Source organism: Pedobacter sp. Bi27 (genome assembly GCF_918698255.1).
Classification (GTDB): Bacteria; Bacteroidota; Bacteroidia; order Sphingobacteriales; family Sphingobacteriaceae; genus Pedobacter.
The window spans coordinates 881062-899591 of sequence record NZ_CAKKMW010000001.1 but is presented as its reverse complement, the minus strand read 5'-3'; the positions used below and the strand labels follow the sequence as shown (position 1 = coordinate 899591).

At 36.1% G+C, this 18530-nt stretch carries 19 protein-coding genes and 5 tRNA genes; 18 read left to right on the top strand and 6 right to left on the bottom strand.

Features of this window, described 5'->3' with window-relative positions; all coding sequences use genetic code 11:
- The first annotated feature begins 12 nt into the window (after window positions 1-12).
- Both LQ227_RS03495 and LQ227_RS03490 read left to right on the top strand, forming a co-directional pair.
- Window positions 13-1377 (top strand): hypothetical protein, encoded by a 1365-nt coding sequence (locus LQ227_RS03495; RefSeq protein WP_230145373.1) that lies wholly within the window; start codon window positions 13-15, stop codon window positions 1375-1377.
- Window positions 1378-1550: 173 nt separating this feature from the next.
- A complete protein-coding gene (locus LQ227_RS03490) occupies window positions 1551-3182 on the top strand; it encodes a hypothetical protein (RefSeq protein WP_230143473.1) in 1632 nt (543 codons plus the stop codon).
- A 607-nt stretch (window positions 3183-3789) separates the two neighbouring features.
- On the opposite strand, the gene LQ227_RS03485 is transcribed toward LQ227_RS03490, so the two are convergent.
- A complete protein-coding gene (locus LQ227_RS03485) occupies window positions 3790-4095 on the bottom strand; it encodes a hypothetical protein (RefSeq protein ID WP_230143475.1) in 306 nt (101 codons plus the stop codon).
- 148 nt (window positions 4096-4243) lie between these two features.
- Here LQ227_RS03485 and LQ227_RS03480 point away from each other — a divergent pair, with 148 nt between their 5' ends.
- On the top strand, window positions 4244-4396 hold the full coding sequence (locus LQ227_RS03480) for a hypothetical protein (RefSeq protein WP_230143477.1): 153 nt from the start codon (window positions 4244-4246) through the stop codon (window positions 4394-4396).
- Here the strand turns inward: LQ227_RS03480 and LQ227_RS03475 are convergent.
- The 4 genes from LQ227_RS03475 to LQ227_RS03460 all read right to left on the bottom strand — a co-directional run bounded on the left by LQ227_RS03475 (window position 4393) and on the right by LQ227_RS03460 (window position 9015).
- Complete coding sequence (locus LQ227_RS03475) at window positions 4393-4668, bottom strand: hypothetical protein (protein WP_230143479.1); 276 nt, start codon at window positions 4666-4668, stop codon at window positions 4393-4395. The two genes, LQ227_RS03480 and LQ227_RS03475, sit on opposite strands and share 4 nt — an antisense overlap.
- 116 nt (window positions 4669-4784) lie before the next feature.
- Window positions 4785-5963, bottom strand: coding sequence for a hypothetical protein (locus LQ227_RS03470; RefSeq protein ID WP_371823030.1), 1179 nt, complete (start codon window positions 5961-5963; stop codon window positions 4785-4787).
- 154 nt (window positions 5964-6117) lie between these two features.
- Window positions 6118-6924 (bottom strand): lysophospholipid acyltransferase family protein, encoded by an 807-nt coding sequence (locus LQ227_RS03465; RefSeq protein ID WP_230143483.1) that lies wholly within the window; start codon window positions 6922-6924, stop codon window positions 6118-6120.
- A gap of 339 nt (window positions 6925-7263) precedes the next feature.
- Window positions 7264-9015, bottom strand: a complete 1752-nt coding sequence (locus LQ227_RS03460; RefSeq protein WP_029277253.1) for a lysophospholipid acyltransferase family protein — start codon at window positions 9013-9015, stop codon at window positions 7264-7266.
- Between the two features lie 95 nt (window positions 9016-9110).
- On the opposite strand from LQ227_RS03460, the gene LQ227_RS03455 reads away from it, so the two are divergent.
- The 3 genes from LQ227_RS03455 to LQ227_RS03445 all read left to right on the top strand — a co-directional run bounded on the left by LQ227_RS03455 (window position 9111) and on the right by LQ227_RS03445 (window position 12076).
- A complete protein-coding gene (locus tag LQ227_RS03455; protein ID WP_230148238.1) occupies window positions 9111-10010 on the top strand; it encodes a ComEA family DNA-binding protein in 900 nt (299 codons plus the stop codon).
- 529 nt (window positions 10011-10539) lie between these two features.
- Complete coding sequence (locus LQ227_RS03450) at window positions 10540-11691, top strand: acyl-CoA dehydrogenase family protein (RefSeq protein ID WP_230148237.1); 1152 nt, start codon at window positions 10540-10542, stop codon at window positions 11689-11691.
- A 208-nt stretch (window positions 11692-11899) separates the two neighbouring features.
- Window positions 11900-12076: a DUF6496 domain-containing protein gene (locus LQ227_RS03445; RefSeq protein WP_175270383.1), complete on the top strand. Its 177-nt coding sequence runs from the start codon at window positions 11900-11902 to the stop codon at window positions 12074-12076.
- A gap of 85 nt (window positions 12077-12161) precedes the next feature.
- Here the strand turns inward: LQ227_RS03445 and LQ227_RS03440 are convergent, their stop codons facing one another.
- Window positions 12162-12548 (bottom strand): hypothetical protein, encoded by a 387-nt coding sequence (locus LQ227_RS03440; protein WP_230148236.1) that lies wholly within the window; start codon window positions 12546-12548, stop codon window positions 12162-12164.
- Between the two features lie 169 nt (window positions 12549-12717).
- Here LQ227_RS03440 and rpsU point away from each other — a divergent pair, with 169 nt between their 5' ends.
- From rpsU to rplK, 12 genes are all read left to right on the top strand, one after another.
- Entirely contained in the window at window positions 12718-12912 is a 195-nt protein-coding gene (gene rpsU, locus LQ227_RS03435; RefSeq protein ID WP_086549247.1) for a 30S ribosomal protein S21, read from the top strand.
- Window positions 12913-13075: 163 nt separating this feature from the next.
- The gene (locus LQ227_RS03430) at window positions 13076-13960 is read left to right on the top strand and encodes a tyrosine-type recombinase/integrase (RefSeq protein ID WP_230148234.1); all 885 of its coding nucleotides are present in this window, start codon (window positions 13076-13078) and stop codon (window positions 13958-13960) included.
- A 14-nt stretch (window positions 13961-13974) separates the two neighbouring features.
- Window positions 13975-14322 carry a ribosome hibernation-promoting factor, HPF/YfiA family gene (gene hpf, locus LQ227_RS03425; RefSeq protein ID WP_025143266.1) on the top strand — a complete coding sequence of 116 codons (348 nt, stop codon included), beginning with the start codon at window positions 13975-13977 and terminating at the stop codon, window positions 14320-14322.
- A gap of 546 nt (window positions 14323-14868) precedes the next feature.
- Window positions 14869-14941, top strand: a tRNA-Thr gene (locus tag LQ227_RS03420).
- A 39-nt stretch (window positions 14942-14980) separates the two neighbouring features.
- Window positions 14981-15063, top strand: a tRNA-Tyr gene (locus tag LQ227_RS03415).
- A gap of 81 nt (window positions 15064-15144) precedes the next feature.
- A tRNA-Gly gene (locus LQ227_RS03410) sits at window positions 15145-15220 on the top strand.
- Between the two features lie 79 nt (window positions 15221-15299).
- Window positions 15300-15371, top strand: a tRNA-Thr gene (locus tag LQ227_RS03405).
- A gap of 125 nt (window positions 15372-15496) precedes the next feature.
- Window positions 15497-16684: an elongation factor Tu gene (tuf, locus tag LQ227_RS03400; protein ID WP_057932476.1), complete on the top strand. Its 1188-nt coding sequence runs from the start codon at window positions 15497-15499 to the stop codon at window positions 16682-16684.
- Between the two features lie 85 nt (window positions 16685-16769).
- A tRNA-Trp gene (locus LQ227_RS03395) sits at window positions 16770-16840 on the top strand.
- Window positions 16841-16949: 109 nt separating this feature from the next.
- Window positions 16950-17147, top strand: a complete 198-nt coding sequence (gene secE, locus LQ227_RS03390) for a preprotein translocase subunit SecE (RefSeq protein ID WP_029279332.1) — start codon at window positions 16950-16952, stop codon at window positions 17145-17147.
- A gap of 9 nt (window positions 17148-17156) precedes the next feature.
- Window positions 17157-17696 (top strand): transcription termination/antitermination protein NusG, encoded by a 540-nt coding sequence (nusG, locus tag LQ227_RS03385; RefSeq protein WP_025143263.1) that lies wholly within the window; start codon window positions 17157-17159, stop codon window positions 17694-17696.
- Window positions 17697-18078: 382 nt separating this feature from the next.
- Window positions 18079-18522 carry a 50S ribosomal protein L11 gene (gene rplK, locus LQ227_RS03380; protein WP_010601094.1) on the top strand — a complete coding sequence of 148 codons (444 nt, stop codon included), beginning with the start codon at window positions 18079-18081 and terminating at the stop codon, window positions 18520-18522.
- Window positions 18523-18530: the final 8 nt, after the last annotated feature.

The following is an 18530-nucleotide window of genomic DNA, read 5'->3' as shown; positions in this document are numbered from 1 at the left end:
CAAAATTTGAACATGAAAAATTTTAAAGTATTATTGGCATCGTTATCAATTTTAGCTGTAACAATGTCCGCTTGTAAGAAAAACGATGGCGACCCGATAGTAGAGGAGCCGGCTGCGCCAGAAACAATACCTAGTAACGTAACTGCAAATAAAACACTTACTTCAGATAGAGTGTGGATACTGAAAGGTGAGACCCATGTGCAAAGCGGTGCGGTTCTTACTGTTGAAGCTGGAACCGTTATTAAAAGTGATGTGACTTCAAAAGGAGCTTTAGTGATAGATAAAGGAGCCAGAATTGAAGCGGTAGGTACAGTAGATAAACCTATTGTATTTACTTCTGGTAGAGCAGCAGGTGATAGAAATCCAGGTGACTGGGCAGGTATTACAATTATCGGTAATGCGCCTACTAACAGAACTTCAGTATCTAATGTTGAGGGTGGTGTATCGGGTACTTTTGGTTTAGGTACAGTAGTAAACGATAACTCGGGTACAATAAAATATGTACGTATTGAATATGCTGGTATTGCCTTTAGCGCTAACAGTGAGGTAAATGCACTTAGTTTATATGCGGTAGGAAACGGAACAACCCTAGATCATATTCAGGTATCATACGCAAAAGATGATGCTTTTGAATTCTTTGGTGGAACTGTTAACGGAAAGTATTTAATAGCTTATGGTACATCTGATGATGATTTCGACTTTGATTTCGGTTACTCTGGAAAAATCCAGTTTGCTGTAAGTTATAAATTGGCTAATTATTTTGATGCTGCCGATCAAAGTAATGGCATCGAATGTGATAATGAGGCAACTATTCCAACAACTGGTCCATCAACCCCAAGAACCAAACCGGTATTATCTAACTTCACGTTTGTTGGTACCAATGGTAGCGATAACGCCGCCTCTACAAATAACTTTGCTGCACGTTTCAGAAGAGCTGCTCAGTTTGCATTAAACAACTCAATTTTATTAGGATATAAAGCTGCTGGTTTCTCGATTGAGTCTTCACAAACTGCTACTGATTATGTTTCTGGAGCTGCTACATTTAAAAATAATTTAGTGCATGCGGTAGCTAATCCATATCAATCTTTTGATGCAAGTGCACAAGGCGTAATTACATCCGCTGCAATCAAAACAAAGGCAGAAACAGAGGGTAACGTAACTCTAGCAGCTGTTACAGATGCAGGTTTAAAAGCCCCATTAACCGCTACTGCTCCAGACTTAATTCCTAATGCTGGTTCTGCTGCTTTAGCTGGAACATGGGTAAGCCCAGATGGATCTTCATTCTTCACGGCTGTGACTTACAGAGGTGCTTTCAGTGCAACTGATAACTGGACAACTGGCTGGACAAACTTTAACCCAGGTGCTAAAGTTTACTAGGATATAGTTAAAATATAAAAAAAGGCCTGTGTCACATGACACAGGCCTTTTTTTATATTGCAATTTATATGTATTACATTGATGTATTTAAAATTATCAAAAAAAGAATTATTTAACATACAACTTAATGATTAGTTAATATATGTTTAATATTTATCATATATTTTTAATTAATGAAAAAAATTAAAATTAAGGCGCTCAAGATTGCAATAGTTGCAATAATCTTGCCAGCAGTATTAGTATGCTGTAAGAAAGAAAATAACTCTCCATTAGAGCCTACTACTTTAAAAATACCAAATAAAATGGCAGCTATTCCAACTCATGTTTTTGATTGGGAAACTGCTGATTACATGCCTACACCGGCGGGTTCTCCTCCTATCTTGGTGCCTTGGGCATCTGGAAGTAATCAATTATTCCCTAACGAAATTGCTTTTGATTATAAAAAGGCTGATGGTTGGAATCTAATCTATAATACGTTTAGCCCTACGCAATTAACATCTCCCAATTTTTTTGCACTTTACAATAAATATAGAGGAATAATACGTTTTTATCTGTATTTACCTCCTGGAAGCCCATACGCATCTTCATACTTTAGTGATGGATTAGGTATATCTGGCGGATATCCGTCTTCAATAATGAATTTTTCTAAAGAGATTATTGATCCTGAAAATGTAATAAAATCTGTAACAAAAATTCAAAATTATCAAATACTCTCGACAGGTGCATGGTATGCTTGTCAGTATGAGTTAGCTTATGATCGCTATATTGCAAATGCCAATCATGAGAATCTCAACTTTGTTTGGAATGTATCTTCAACTAATTTGTCGCAAGTTATGTTAAATGGAACATCAAATGGAACTTTAACAGGTACTGTCGGTACTGCAGGATCTGGTGGCTTTAATCTTGGGAGTTTATTGGGAAATTTAGGCAATACAGCAATTCATGTGGCTGGTTTCCAAGGGGTAAAAGCACTAAATCTGCCTAAATCAAAAGTCTTTGGGACAGATGTAACGAAGTCTATAGAAGATGGCATTAAAGGAGGCTTAAGTGGTGCGGTTAAAGGTTTTTTTAGTGCCATATTGGGAGGCACAGCAACCAGCCCTCAGGTTGTTGATTTAAAATTACAAGTAGAAACTAATTTAACGGGGTCTATAACTAACAATACCGGTATTCTAAGCACTACTTTGGCCATGCCAGGATCAGCTAATGCTAATTCCGTAGGATATATTCCTAGTTATAACAAAATTTTAGGTGCTTTTGATTTTTCAGTAGCTCCAATTTTGTTTGTAGCGAATCAAAAGGTGCCAATTAACGAGTTTCCTGGTACGGAAATAAAGTACATAGATGATTATAGCGTAGCTTATCATCATGGCCTCCTTAATGAGTTTAGGCCAATAACCAATCCAGAGGTTACCAATGATGGAACAACAGTTAAAGTTACCAGAATTGACGTACTTGTTCCTTACAAACAAAAATATGCAAATTATGGTCGTCCTTCTGAAAAAACAACAATAGGGTCATTTGTGGATAGGACTGGTCCAGATTACCCAATGCCAGAAAGTTACGGGAAAGAAATCATTGGAGAAGAGCTTTATGCTTATGGTAGTAGCTCGAATGTTGGGACAGCAAAGAATATTTTATTTAAGGTTCAGCATCGTCAGGATTATAGTATCGGAACAGCTTACTATAATGTTACCAATCTTGATGGTATACGCATTCGTTATACAATATTGATTACTCCTGCTAATGGTTCTCAGCCTATCACGATTATAAAGACGGTTAAGCCAACAATAGAATTAGTTTAAAATTGATTACCCACTCATTATACCAAGTCATCCCCAAGGTAACTTTTGCCATAGCTAATATTCGCGAATCCTTTACCTTTTAGGTAATAAATTAGGTAACGCCAGGGTAAAGAAAAGGTAACCGTGGGGTAACCCTAGGGTTAACTTGGTGTACAGAAAGGGTAAACAAGTGGTAAACAAAGGGTAAAGAATAGGTAGAGAAAGGTAAACAAGGGGGTGGAGGAAGGTAAACAACATTTTTCCTATCCTATATAAACAAGTTTACAATCAGAAAGAACATTCCTGTTAATTGTTTATATAATTTTGATTTTACGGAATATTGTTACAGGATGGTAAGCAGTTTTGGTAACTCTCCACAATAAGAATGGTCATGTGGCACCTCTGGTCCTTTAGAATGCAGGTTGGTTGGTTGGTTGGTTGGTTTAGAATGAGTGGGAGAGTGGGCACGGCAAATGGTTACTTTTAATTAAGTACCAGCTGATCAAAAATGTAGATCTATAAAAAAAAGCAGGGTAATTTCCATTAGAAAATTGCCCTGCTTTTTTTTAAACTGGTATCCGCTATAGAAAAGCTTTTTATGACCGTATTCGATTAACTAAACTTCAATTTACTCGATAACTGGCTCTTTTTTTACTGCTTTCTTTTCTACAGCAGGTTTAGCAGCTTTTGCCTTTGGAGTTGCAGGAGTAACTTGCTCTTCTTTGATATATGGCGTTATAGAATCATCTTGAATATTGAAAGTGACTTTTTTAGTTAATTGCTTTGCAAATTTTTCGATTACTTTATCGGCTTTTTTGGCTTTGCCATACTGGATAACAAGTTCGTTAAATGCAAGGGCTAATTTCGACTCTAATTCTTTGCGTAGTTTTTTGCTTGTCGAATGACTTTTCGACTTGGATTTGTTCTTTTTCATCTAAAACTTATGGGTTTTCCCAAAGATAGAGAATCAGAAAGTTAAATTAATATTATGATTATGTTAACACGTAGCTAGCTGCTTAACATATAAAATATTTCTTATAACTTAGGTTAAATCACATAGGTTGAAATTTAATCGAACGAATATGAATTATCCAGTATTAATCGGTGTTGCGGTTCTGGTCATCATTTTAATTGCCTACCTGGTCAAAAGGAACCAAAAAGACAAAAAGGAATTTGAAGAAGAGGTAATCCAGTCTGAACTTCCGCCTGAGAAAGATGATAAAGAAAACATTTAGAAAGTATGTCCTGGTGCAATTTCTCCGCCCAGATCTAGGGTACTCTGGAAACCTTCCAGGTATTGAAGTAAATGCCGTTCAGCATTTGCGTAAGAAGTAAATGTTGATGCCGGTTCATAAGCATCAGAATCAGTTTTGCTTTTGTAAAATGAACTGATTTTGAAAACGAAAACTTTGCCATCGTTAATCGGCGACATAATTCTAGCCTTTATAGCGTGACCGTTCACCTCAACAAAAAATTCCTTTAAAACGGTATAGATAATAGCAGACATGGACAAGGTTTTAAATTTAACTCAATATGAGAAATCTAAATTACCTTAAATAGCTAATGAATCAACCTGTTATTGATAAAATAACGATTTTTTAACATTAATTTAATACGAAGGGCTTATTTCTTAGGCTCATATGCATACACCACTTCGTATTTACTGTTCTTGAAATTTGAAGAAAGTTGTCCGATTTTTAGATTCTGAGCCTGGGGTGTAGGCTCGCAGTACGAATACTTTTTGCCTTTATAAGTAATCGCTTCGCCAACTGGTTTGTCAAACTGAACAGCAATAGTTAAATGTTTAGGATATAGTAAGGCGATCATCGGCAGGTTATATATTTCCTTTACCAAATAGAAAAATAGGGCGGCCCGGTCATCGCAATCGCTGTAGGTACTTAATAAGGTTTGTTCAGGCGAGAAACGTTTTTCCTTGCCAAAATTTTCACCGTCATCTTCATATAAAAAACCATAACGGGTAAATCTCATCAGGTAATCGACACCTTTTTTCTGATCCATGCCTTTTAGGTTTTCTTTCAGAGTCGGGATAAGAGAGCTATACGTTTCCCGGCTTAAAGGAATATTAAAATAACTCTCAAAATCGACTACCGGATAGTTTTTGAAAATGGTTTGTATATCTTCATTAACTTTTAGCTTAAAATGATGGATTTTTTGACGGTAGCTAAATTCGATATCTTTTTCCTGATAACTTTCTGGTTTAAAATCGGGCATTCGGGTAACCTTATAAGAGAAAGGATTTTTAGCCTCTGGAATTAAAATTTTAACAGGCTTATAAGCATCGGCCTGTTTAAACAGTTTGCCATAATCGTGGTAATTAAGGCACATAAACTTTTTGTCGTCAATCATGAAAAACGGAATATCGCTGATATCCTCTTCATTTCTTACATAAAAGATAACCTGATCATTGCCAACAGCTAGCCGTGCATCGTAACCACATTTACTCAGTAAAAACCATTTGTATAAAGTGTAGGCGAAATAATTATCTGCCTTCGGACTAATCTGTTCGGCTGTTTTTCGGATCAGCTGGTAATAAATCCAGTCGTTTAAATTATATTTTTTCTGGTATTTTTCTAAAGACGAAATAAGAGCTGCGTACTGGCCAGAAGAGATGCGGCTGTAAAAGTTTGAAACAGCTGATGTAGTTGCTGTTTTTGGTATTGGAAAAACGACTGAAGAATCTACACTAAAGTTGAAAGTTCCATCATAAAAATCAAAAGAATAATTCTGTCCCTTCGAGATGACGGTATTCATCACGAGGCAAACGAACAAAATGGTCTTCAAAATATATGTATAACTCCCTCTTTTCAAACCGCTCCATATTTGGTTACATTAAATTTACTTATTATTAACACAAAAGCAACAATTTCTTTATGTCAACAATAAGGTTGGTGCTTAACGGGAAATTAACATTGTATTTTCATGAATCCGGGTCGGGTTATTTTTTTAGGGCATAGAGTCCCTTTCTTAAATATTTTAAGAGTGAGGTATTACAATTTTTACAGGCTATTTCTTCCAAATGGATGGGTTTGCCTATACTGATTTTTAACTGGTGACCATTTTTATTAAATAACTCTGAAATCAGCTTTGCTGTTTGTAACGAAGGGTGTATAAATTTCAGCAAGCTAAAAAAGATGCCATTATTGCCATGAAAATACACTGGTAGGATGGGTACATTGGCTTTAGAGATGATTTTTCCAACCACGGGATGCCATTCACGGTCGGTAATCTGATTTTTTCTGAATTTATAAGAAGAAACTTCGCCTGCTGGAAAAATGGCAACAGGACTGCCATCTTTTAAAACTTTTAAAGTGGTTTTTAATCCGCTAATACTTGATGAATCCTGAACTTTTTCGAACGGATTTACCGCGATAATACATTTCTCAAGATTTGGGATTTTCTTTAACAGAAAATTTCCCATAAACATCGTATCGGGTCGGCGATCGGCAAGTGTACTTAATAATGCCAATGATTCTATAGCACCATAGGGGTGGTTTGCAATCGCAATAAATGCGCCTTCTTTTGGAATGTTGGCTAAATCTTCATCATTGATCTGAATCGTAACGCCCAGGACATCCAGAATATGATTGGCAAATTTTTCTCCTTCTAAGGTATTCGCATCTCTAATAATTCCATTGAAGTCGTTAATCTTCAAGAACCTCATTAAAAAGGAAGCAAGGCCGGGGATTGGAATGTTACAAATGCCGGTTGCCTTTGAAAAATTCTCTTTAGAAATGACTGTCATAATTATAGTTCAAAATTGATTCCATTAGGGAACCAACTTGATAAATGATTTTTTATTTGAGCTAAATATAAGGGCGGGAAACATTCGGTTCTTACGAAGAAGAATGTTTATCATAGCTCATACAGAGTACCTAAAGATAATGGAATAATATGAACAACAGCGTATTAATCAATTAAGAAATTGTAAGGAAGAAAATTCTATAAATAATATTTCATTAACACCAATTTAACAGGGCAAACCTACTTTTGTGGCATAAATATTTGGTTAGTATTTATAAAGTTTAGGTTAGTTGATAATAAAAAACCCAGATGGATGTCTGGGTTTTTTTATGGAATTCATTTATAGATTCTTGCCTAGCTTTTCGAGCATTTCTGGTGGAATATTATGTGTATCAACCACTAAGAAGCCGTCTAAACAATCAGAAAATTTAGGGTCGATATTGAATGAGATAATCTTCGCATTCAGGTTCATATACTGCCTCAACAATACCGGAATCTTAATATGCGAGTTTTCTATATCGCCGATAATGCTATCCAGATCTTTAAAAGACTCGCTGCTATCAACCAAGGTATCTGTAGAAATTGGTAAAAGATCGGCTTTAAACTTGTTTCTTGGCTTCACATACTTTGCCATCTCATAATCGAAATGGTTTTTGGTAATGTAATCTACAATTAAGGCCTTACTAAATTTAGAGAAATTGTTGCTGATACTTACGGGCCCAAACATGTAGCGGTACTGTGGGTTATCAATCAGGTATTTTAAAATTCCTTTCCAAAGCAAAAATAATGGAAGTGGTTTGCCCTGGTATTCTTTTCTGATCCACGATCTGCCCAGTTCGATTCCCTGTCTCAACATTGGGTAGAACTGATCTTTCATTTTAAACAGTTCTGATAGGTAGAAACCACGGCGGCCCATGCTTTCTAAAATCTCATCACCTTTACCAATCCGGTAAGCACCTACAATGTTTTCTAAATCCTTATCCCAAATAAATAAGTGGTTATAGTAGATGTCGTAATTGTCAAGATCGATTTTTTTGTTGGTTCCTTCACCAACCTCTCGGAAAGTAATTTCGCGCAAACGGCCAATTTCTCTTAAAATATTGGGAATTTTTAAAGTCGGAACAATGTATACTTCGTAATTTTTCTCCGTCCAAACTTTAAAATCTTCTAAAAGTACCACCTCATTTTTAATTAAAAGCCTCGAAGTTTCTTCAATTACCTCAACAGGTTTCTTTTTAATTTTGAATAAGTTTAGTGGATTAAAGAGTTTTTTCTCTGTATCTAAGCCAATACCAAGTGCATATGTACGGGCCCTTAAAAAGTCCATCAGTTTATTGCTGCTGTTCATGTGTGAAATTTCAGATACGGCTATTGGTTTGCCAATCCGTACCTTAATGGTGCGCCCATGTTTATTTAAAAACTCCGAAGGTAACTTTGCAGTACGCAGGGTAGGGTGGATGAAGCTTAAAATATTAAAGAAAACACCGTTATTACCGTGAAAATAAATAGGTACAACGGGTACTTTTGCTTTAGCAATCAGCTTTCCAACAACAGGATGCCACATCCTGTCCGTTACCTGTTGGGCATCCAACTTAAAGGTAGAAACCTCTCCTGCAGGGAAAATCCCGATCGGAACCCCGTTTCTAAGCAGATCAAAAGTAGTTTTTAATCCACTGATGCTCGATGTATGTTGAACGTTTTCGAAAGGGTTAACAGCAACAAAAAATTCATCAAGGTTTGGTATTTTTTTCAAAATGAAGTTCACCATCACCTTGGCATCTGGCCTAACCGTACATAAAAGTTTAACCAAAGCTAAACCTTCTACACCACCATAAGGATGGTTTGCAATGGCAATAAATGGTCCTGTTTTCGGAATACTATTTAAATCATCATCATCAAATTCTATAGATACGCCAATGGTTTCTAATATCTTGTCTACAAATTCTAAGCCTTTAAAGTGTTGATTTTGAGCGAATACGTCGTTGATGTCATTCAGTTTCATGATCTCCATCATCAAACCTGCTAAACCCGGTACACCTAGCTTATCTATCTTTGTTGCTTTTGCAAACTCAGACGTAGTTATGATCTTCATATAAAATTCTTAGATTGTTGATAGGCAAAACCTGTTCTGTTTTGCAATTCCAAAAATAAGATTTATATTTATAATACACATGTCATATCGCATCAATGAGAATTTGGCTCAATAAAAATTTTGGTGTTAGTAAAAGTGAATTTAATGGATTGCTATTTCTAGTCTTCATTATTATTGTAATTAAGGCAACACCTGTTATATATGGCTATTATCGGCCCGTTTCAAATGATGGTTCAAATCTTTTAGCACAAATTCAGAAGATAACCATAACAGATCAGGCATATGCCAATACCATTCGTGATCGGATTGAAAATTCGAATCCCGAAAAAACGGTTAAACTTTTCAAATTCAATCCCAACACTTTAGATGCACAGGGTTGGCAAACTTTAGGTTTATCAGCAAAACAGGCACAATCGGTTATGAATTATACCGCTAAGGGCGGTAAGTTTTACAAAGCCGAAGATCTTCAGAAAATGTATACCATTTCGCCTGAAATGTATAAAAAGATATCGCCCTATGTTAACATACCCGATCAGCCCATTAATACCTCAAGAAAATATGCACCTTTCGATAAAAAGGAATACGCTAAAAAAACTTTAGTAATTGTCGATATTAATAAGGCCGATTCTGCACAATTGGATGAGATAAAAGGTATTGGCGGCACTTTTGCGCTTAGAATTATTAAATACCGTGAACGTTTAGGTGGTTTTTACAAGAAAGAGCAGCTTCTCGAAGTTTATGGTTTAGATTCTAATAAGTATGCCGAAATTAAAGACCAGATTGAAATCAGTAATGCCCCATTAAAAACAATAAATATAAATACAGCAACATTTAACGATTTAAAGCGCAATCCATACCTTTCTTACAAGCAGATTAATGCCATTATTCAATACCGCAAGCAGCATGGCAATTATGCTAATCCATCCGATTTAAAAAAGATCATCATTTTAAACCAAGAGGTTATCGATAAGATTATGCCTTATATTTCTTTTTAGCACCTTGAATTTAAAGGTTGTTTTAAATGTTATTTGAAAAGCAACCCCCAAATCATAGTGCTGGCCGTGCCACCTAAACCTGATCGGAACGAACACGTAGTGCAACGGAGTAAAGTGGAGAGCAGGACTGAATAACGCCAAATGCTTCTGTACCTGATTTCCAAAAAAATAACCAAGTTAAAAATTATGTATTTCCTATTCCAGCTTAGTTATAGGAATTAATTGCTCGCAAGGTTTAAAAAGAATCCATTTTCAACAAATGTTTTGCGAAAAACTGAATGTATACATCTATTACCATTCCTTCAATTTTACCTATATTCATCAAAAACGCCACATAATTAGTTTATTCGGCTATAGTTGTAAGAAAAATAGAAAAAAACTTTCTCCGTTAATTTCAAGGTTTAAAATTAACCGATAAACTAATTGAACCGAATACCATTTCATTCTGTAATTGCACAAATATTTAATGGTAACTAACTATCAAATAATTGTTTATAATTGCCTCAACTAACTATAAAATATAAATTTAATGAGCGTAAGCTTCGATTTTTCAGAAACAGAAACTCAGCAGAGTGTAAAGGCCATGGTCCGCGATTTTGCAGAGAAAAACATTCGTCCACACATAATGGAATGGGATGAGGCACAGCATTTTCCTGTCGAATTGTTTAAACAGCTCGGCGAATTAGGTTTAATGGGCGTTTTGGTTCCCGAAGAATATGGAGGCTCTGGATTGGGCTATCAGGAATATGTTGATGTAATTGTAGAAGTGGCCCGGGTTTGTGGTTCAATCGGCTTATCATTGGCTGCACACAACTCTTTATGTACCGGGCATATTTTGGCCTTTGCCAATGCAGAACAGAAGCAGAGGTGGCTACCAAAATTGGCTACAGCCGAATGGATCGGCGCCTGGGGTTTAACCGAAGCAAATACAGGTTCGGACGCACTGAGAATGATGACCACCGCTGTTGAAGATGGCGACGACTATATCATAAACGGTGCAAAAAACTGGATTACCCATGGCAAAAGCGGCGATATTGCGGTTGTTATGGTAAGAACCGGGGAGCAGGGGAGTTCGAAAGGGATTTCGGCTATTGTAGTAGAGCGAGGTACACCAGGTTTTACAGCAGGCAAAAAAGAAAATAAATTAGGCATGCGTGCATCAGAAACCACAGAAATGATTTTTGACAACTGCCGTGTGTCAAAGGCTAATTTATTGGGTAATGTTGGCGAAGGTTTTAAACAGGCGATGAAAGTTTTAGATGGTGGAAGGATTTCTATTGCGGCATTGGCTTTAGGTATTGCAAAAGGTGCTTTTGATGCTGCGGTAGCATATTCAAAACAACGCCAGCAGTTTGGTCAGCCAATCTCCAGCTTTCAGGCCATTAGTTTTAAACTGGCTGATATGGCTACCGAAATTGAAGCAGCCGAATTATTGATCCGCCAGGCCGCAGATTTAAAGAACAGGCATTTGCCTATGACAAAAGAATCGGCCATGGCAAAATACTTTGCCTCAGAGGTTTCGGTAAGGGTAGCAACAGAAGCTGTTCAGATATTTGGTGGTTATGGTTATACCAAAGATTTTCCGGTAGAAAAATTTTATCGCGATAGTAAATTATGTACAATAGGCGAAGGAACGTCTGAAATACAGAAAATTGTAATCGCAAGAGAGGTGTTAGCTTAAAGCTAAAAGACTAAGGCTGGAAACTTAGTTAACGAAAAACAACAAACCAAATATATTATGAGCGTCCGGACGGTTTAACCACCTCCGGATTTTTTTTGTTTTAAAATTTTAAAACCAACTTTCAATTGCCGTTGTTTTTACTAAAGACTAATAATCAATGGGCAATTACCAATGAACTATTGACCATTGAACTAATGGACTGAAAAATATGGCAAAGTATTCAGAAAAAGCTGGTGAGAAAGTAGAAAAAACCATGCACGAAATGAAAGAGGGTAAGCTTAAAAGCGGATCAGGTAAAAAAGTGACTTCTAAAAAGCAGGCAGTTGCTATCGGATTATCGGAAGCCAGGAAAGCAGGAGCGAAGGTACCGAAGAAAAAGGATTAAAGACTAAAGCCGAAAGACCAAAGCGAATAGATATATTCTGAACTACTTGCAAAGCGCTTTAAGCTTTAGTCTTTGGACTTTCGACTTATTGCGGTATATCTTTAGTAGTTAAAATGCTATCTACTACATAAACGCTAAATCCGCGCCAAGGCAGGGTATTTTTATATTCTTTATAGTGGAGTTCGTAAAACTTGCCACTATTGGCCATCATTTTATCGGCAATTTCTTTATTTGCAATAGAAAATTCGAATTCATTGTTTTGTAGAGTGCCGGCTTGTTTGGATCGAATCCCACTTTGAATCAATTTACCCTCGTAAGTTTTAAAGATATAGCCTTTCTTTACTACATAATTTAATTCGCCGGCTTTAACGCCTTCGCCAAAAACAAAGAAATACCGATAATAGCAGATTGCTACGAGTAAAATAACGACTATAACCGCGATAATTGAGCCTACTTTTTTGCCTGTTGTCATATCATATAATGTATATATAAATGTAGGTAAACAACAGTTTAGTTTAACTAATGATTTAGATAATTTTTTCTTTTTATAAAAGCTTTCTCATTTTCAATATTTTGCTTACATTTGCAGCCCCGATAGCACGGGAAATTTTAAAAACCACGAGAGGAGGTATTTCAGCGTTATGATCATTATCAACATTAAAGACGGCGAATCATTAGATAAAGCCCTTAAACGTTTCAAGAAAAAGTTTGAAAAAACTGGTGTATTGAGAGAACTGCGTAGTCGCCAAGCATACGAGAAAAAATCCGTTGCTCGCCGTACTGAAATTAAACATGCTGTTTACATTCAGAATATGAATCAAGATACAACTGCATAGTTGTTTAAGATATAAATACGTTAAAGTCCTTCTGATGTAAAATCGGGAGGACTTTTTTGTTTTAAAAAGAAATCAAAAACTTTACAATAAACAATTAATTAATGATTTCTTTATATCAAAACTATTTGTAACTTCATATCAATGCCCCTCAAAAAGATATTGAATGTTGCTAAAAAGTTTTATAACCTATTTAACTCACGAGAAGCGCTATTCCCAGCACACCATTACCTCTTATCAAACAGATTTAGATCAGTTTGAAGCGTATGTCAATATTACATTCGAACTAAACTTTTTAGAAGTTAAGCATATTCACCTACGGAGCTATATGGTAGATCTGATGGAGAAGAAAGTATCAGAACAGACCATCAATAGAAAAATTTCGACATTGAGGAGTTTTTATAAATTTTTGCAGCGAAGCGGAAAGATTGATCAAAATCCTACCGTTTTAATTAAAGCACCAAAAATACCCAAAAGACTACCCGTATTTGTTGATTCGCAAAAGATGGATCAGTTATTGGATTCGGAGCATTATTTTAATGAAAGCTTCTCTTCTGTTCGCGATCATCTGGTAATCGAACTGCTTTTTGGTACCGGCATACGTTTAACAGAACTACTCCAGTTAAAAGATACTGATATTGATATTTATTCGGGAACAATAAAGGTATTGGGTAAAAGAAATAAAGAACGGATCATTCCTGTAAATAAACAGCTTATCAATCAGGTAAATACCTATGTTGAGCTAAAAAAGTTGCAAAACTTTAATAACAATTTGCCTATCTTAATCGTTACCAATACAGGTGCAGCGGCATATCCAAAATTAATATACCGTATTGTTACCTCATACCTAAACCACGTATCAACCAATGAGAAGAAAAGTCCCCACGTGCTTCGGCACAGTTATGCAACAAGCCTGCTAAATGCAGGAGCAGATCTAAATGCAATTAAAGAACTTTTGGGTCACGCCAGCTTAGCTGCAACCCAGGTTTACACCCACAATTCGATCGAAAGATTAAAAACAATTTATAAACAAGCCCATCCAAAGGCATAAAAAAAGGAGGAAAAATGAAAATCGGAGTTCAATCAATCCACTTCAGTGCAGACAGTAAGTTGTTAGATTTTATACAAAAAAAAGCAAATAAGCTAGATCAGTTTTTCGACCAGATCATTAGCGGAGAAGTGTATTTAAAGTTAGAAAACGTAGAGGATGAGGCCAATAAAATTAGTGAGATAAAACTCATTGTGCCGGGAGGGACCCTCTTCGCTAAAGAACAATGTAAATCATTTGAAGAAGCCACAGATCTGGCAATTGAATCGTTGAGAAAGCAGATCACTAAACATAAGGATAAAACACGCGCAAAATTAAGTGAGCATAAAGCAATTTTAAGCGAAAGCGAAGCCGCTGATTACTAAAATTAGCATTATTTTAAGAAAAGGCAACATGATTAATCATTATGTTGCCTTTTTTATGGACTACCGTGAGGAATTTGCTGCTGTTTTTTAATTGTTTTGACTAATTAATAAATGGTATCGATTGGATTTTTTTTAAAACTAATAAGGATATAAACGATTTGGTGACGTTAAAGGGTATAAGACGTGGTAGCTGGAAAGCGCCAGGACGTGGGGGCAAGTGCAATTAAACTTAAAAACCGATTCATATTCGTTAGAACACCGAAAAAGTTAAAAAAAATAATACGATTTTAAGCGAAAGCAAAGCGACTGATTATGAAGTACCTATTATTTTAAATCGTCTTAATTGAGCAGGAGGGCTAAAAATTTCACTATTTTTTTTCAAATTTATTTTGAAGTGAAATATAAGTGTGTATATTTGCATTCCCTTTCGGAAACGGTGTTAGGCCAAGAAGAAAAGGCTTGTTCTTTAAAAAGATAAAAGTTTTAAAAAAACACGTTAATAGTATGAAAAATGAAGATTTTTCGTATCATTGCACAAAATTTAAAGCCTCCTTAGCTCAGCTGGTAGAGCAACTGACTTGTAATCAGTAGGTCATTGGTTCGATTCCGATAGGAGGCTCTTTTTATTTTAAAGTGTTAGCATTTTAAAGTAGAAAATGGGGAGATTCCAGAGCGGCCAAATGGGACAGACTGTAACTCTGTTATCGCAAGATTTCGAAGGTTCGAATCCTTCTCTCCCCACACTTTAAATGAACGACCAAATGTTTTAATGAGAGATTATTTCTATCATTCTTTCATTCAATCAATCACTAGTTTTTAAAAGCGGAAGTAGCTCAGTTGGTAGAGCGATAGCCTTCCAAGCTATAGGTCGCGAGTTCGAACCTCGTCTTCCGCTCCAATAAAAATTAGAAAGTGGGCAGTTATTGGTAACAGTTTTTATTTGGTTAAAACTAAAGGCTGGAACTGGAAACTAAAAAGCCGACTTAGCTCAGCGGTAGAGCACTTCCTTGGTAAGGAAGAGGTCATGGGTTCAATTCCCATAGTTGGCTCAGGATAATAAAGCTTTGTTAAATCTGTTTAATATGCAGGGTAGACAAGGTTTTTTGTGTTGCATTGCATCAAAACAATAAATAAAATTAATAAAAAGTTAACCTACTAATTAGTTATAAATAAAATGGCAAAAGAAAAATTTGACCGTAGTAAACCGCACTTAAACATCGGTACAATCGGTCACGTCGATCACGGTAAAACAACTTTAACAGCAGCTATTACAAAAGTTTTAGCTGATGCAGGTTTATCTGAGGCACGTTCATTCGATTCAATTGACTCAGCTCCTGAGGAAAAAGAAAGAGGTATTACAATTAATACTGCGCACGTTGAGTATTCAACTGCAAACCGTCACTACGCACACGTAGATTGTCCAGGTCACGCGGATTATGTTAAAAACATGGTTACAGGTGCGGCTCAAATGGATGGTGCTATTATCGTTGTTGCTGCTACTGATGGTCCAATGCCACAAACTCGTGAGCACATCTTATTGGCTCGTCAGGTTGGTGTACCTTCATTGGTTGTATTCATGAACAAAGTGGATATGGTTGATGATCCTGAATTATTAGAATTAGTAGAAATGGAAGTTCGTGAATTATTATCGTTCTACGATTTCCCTGGTGATGATATTCCTGTTATTCAAGGTTCTGCTTTAGGTGGTTTGAACGGAGATGCTAAATGGGTAGCAAAAATTATGGAATTAATGGATGCTGTTGATAGCTACATTCCAATTCCTCCACGTTTAACTGATCTTCCATTCTTAATGCCTGTTGAAGATGTATTCTCGATCACTGGTCGTGGTACTGTAGCAACTGGTCGTATCGAGCGTGGTGTAATCAACTCTGGAGATCCAGTTGAAATCTTAGGTATGGGTGCTGAGAACTTAAAATCTACAGTAACTGGTGTTGAGATGTTCCGTAAGATCTTAGATTATGGTGAAGCTGGTGATAACGTAGGTTTATTGTTACGTGGTATTGAGAAAACTGATATCCGTCGTGGTATGGTAATCTGTAAACCAGGTTCAGTAACTCCTCACACTGATTTCAAAGCTGAGATCTATGTATTATCAAAAGCAGAAGGTGGTCGTCACACTCCATTCTTCAACAAATACCGTCCTCAATTCTATTTCCGTACCACAGACGTTACTGGTGAGATTTCACTAGCTGAAGGTACTGAGATGGTAATGCCAGGTGATAACGTTACAATCACTGTAAAGTTGATCAACGCTATCGCAATGGAAAAAGGTCTACGTTTCGCTATCCGTGAAGGTGGTAGAACAGTAGGTGCTGGTCAGGTAACTGAAATTTTAAAATAAATCTTAAATCCTGATTTATCGGGAATAAAGAAAAAATAAGAAAAGCAAAGTGTTTGAGCACGCTTAAGCACTTTGCTTTCTAATTACGGGAATAGTTCAACGGTAGAATAGAGGTCTCCAAAACCTTTGATCAGGGTTCGAATCCTTGTTCCCGTGCTCAAAACAATGGTTGAGTAATTGAATGAGTGAATGATTGAATTTGAAAGTCAGCTTTCGAATATTATCATTCACTCATTTAGTCATTCTGTCATTCAATAAATTAAATATGGCTAAAGTAGTTGAGTTTATAAAAGAATCGTACGATGAAATGACCCAGAAGGTTACATGGCCTACTTGGGGTGAACTGCAAAGTTCTGCAATTCTTGTATTAGTGGCTTCTTTAATTATTGCATTGGTTATTTTTGCAATGGATAAAGGATCGACATTTGTGTTAGATACTTTTTATAAATCACTTTCTAATTAATATTTACTAATGAGCGATCTAAAGTGGTACGTTGTAAGGGCTGTTAGCGGTAAGGAAAAGAAAGTAAAACAGTACATTGATGCTGAGATCAGCCGTTTAGGTTTCTCTCATTTGGTTCCTCAGGTTTTAATACCAATGGAAAAATATTACCAAATGAAAGATGGTAAAAAAATTGCCAAAGAGCGTAACTTTTATCCTGGTTATGTTTTAATCGAAGCTACATTAGATGGAGAATTAGAGCATATCATTAAAGGAATTAATAGTGTTATTGGTTTCCTGGGTGATAAAGCTGGTAATCCAATCCCAATGCGCCAGGCAGAAGTTAACCGTATTTTAGGTGTGGTTGATGAAATGAGTGAGCAAGGAGAAACGATGAATGTACCTTACTATGTTGGCGAAGGCATTAAAGTAATGGACGGACCTTTCAATGGTTTCTCAGGTATTATCGAAGAGGTAAACGAAGAGAAGAAAAAACTGAAAGTTATGGTTAAGATTTTTGGACGTAAAACGCCACTTGAGCTTAACTACATGCAAGTAGAAAAAGAGTAAGAAATTATTTTTAGAATATAAAAAGACCGCAGAATTTATTTCATGCGGTTTTTTCTTTTTAAATGATTTTTTAAATCGCTTAATAATTAATGTAAGTTTTGTGGTTTATTCCGTCAATGCGAACAAAAAGGGCCCCTGTAGTGGAGTGAAGCAATCTGTTGATGGCTTATAATCGAAGAAACTGTTTTTCTTAATCGCTGATTTATTGAACATATTTTATACACCTTATTTATTATTAAATATATTTCTCTCCATCTATTGTGCATCTGCAAGATTATCCATATCTTTGCAGTCCTTTTAGTTTTATAGGAACATAAAGGAATTTAAATGTTACATGCTTCCAATATTTAACATTGAGTTTTAAATAAACAAAAAACACAAAATGGCAAAAGAAGTCAGTGCAATGATCAAATTACAGATCAAAGGCGGAGCGGCAAATCCATCGCCACCGGTAGGACCTGCATTAGGTGCTAAAGGGGTGAATATTATGGAGTTTTGCAAACAGTACAACGCTCGTACCCAAGATAAAGCAGGTAAAGTATTGCCAGTTGTAATTACTGTTTATGCTGATAAGTCATTCGATTTCATCATCAAAACCCCTCCTGTAGCTATCCAGTTAAAAGATGCTACTAAATTACAGAGTGGTTCTGCTGAGCCTAACCGTAAAAAAGTTGGATCGGTGACCTGGGACCAGATTAAAGTTATTGCTGAAGATAAAATGCCTGATTTAAATGCATTTACAATCGAATCTGCAATGAGTATGGTTGCTGGTACAGCACGCAGTATGGGAATCACCGTTTCTGGTGACGCACCCTGGAACAATTAATTAAAAAA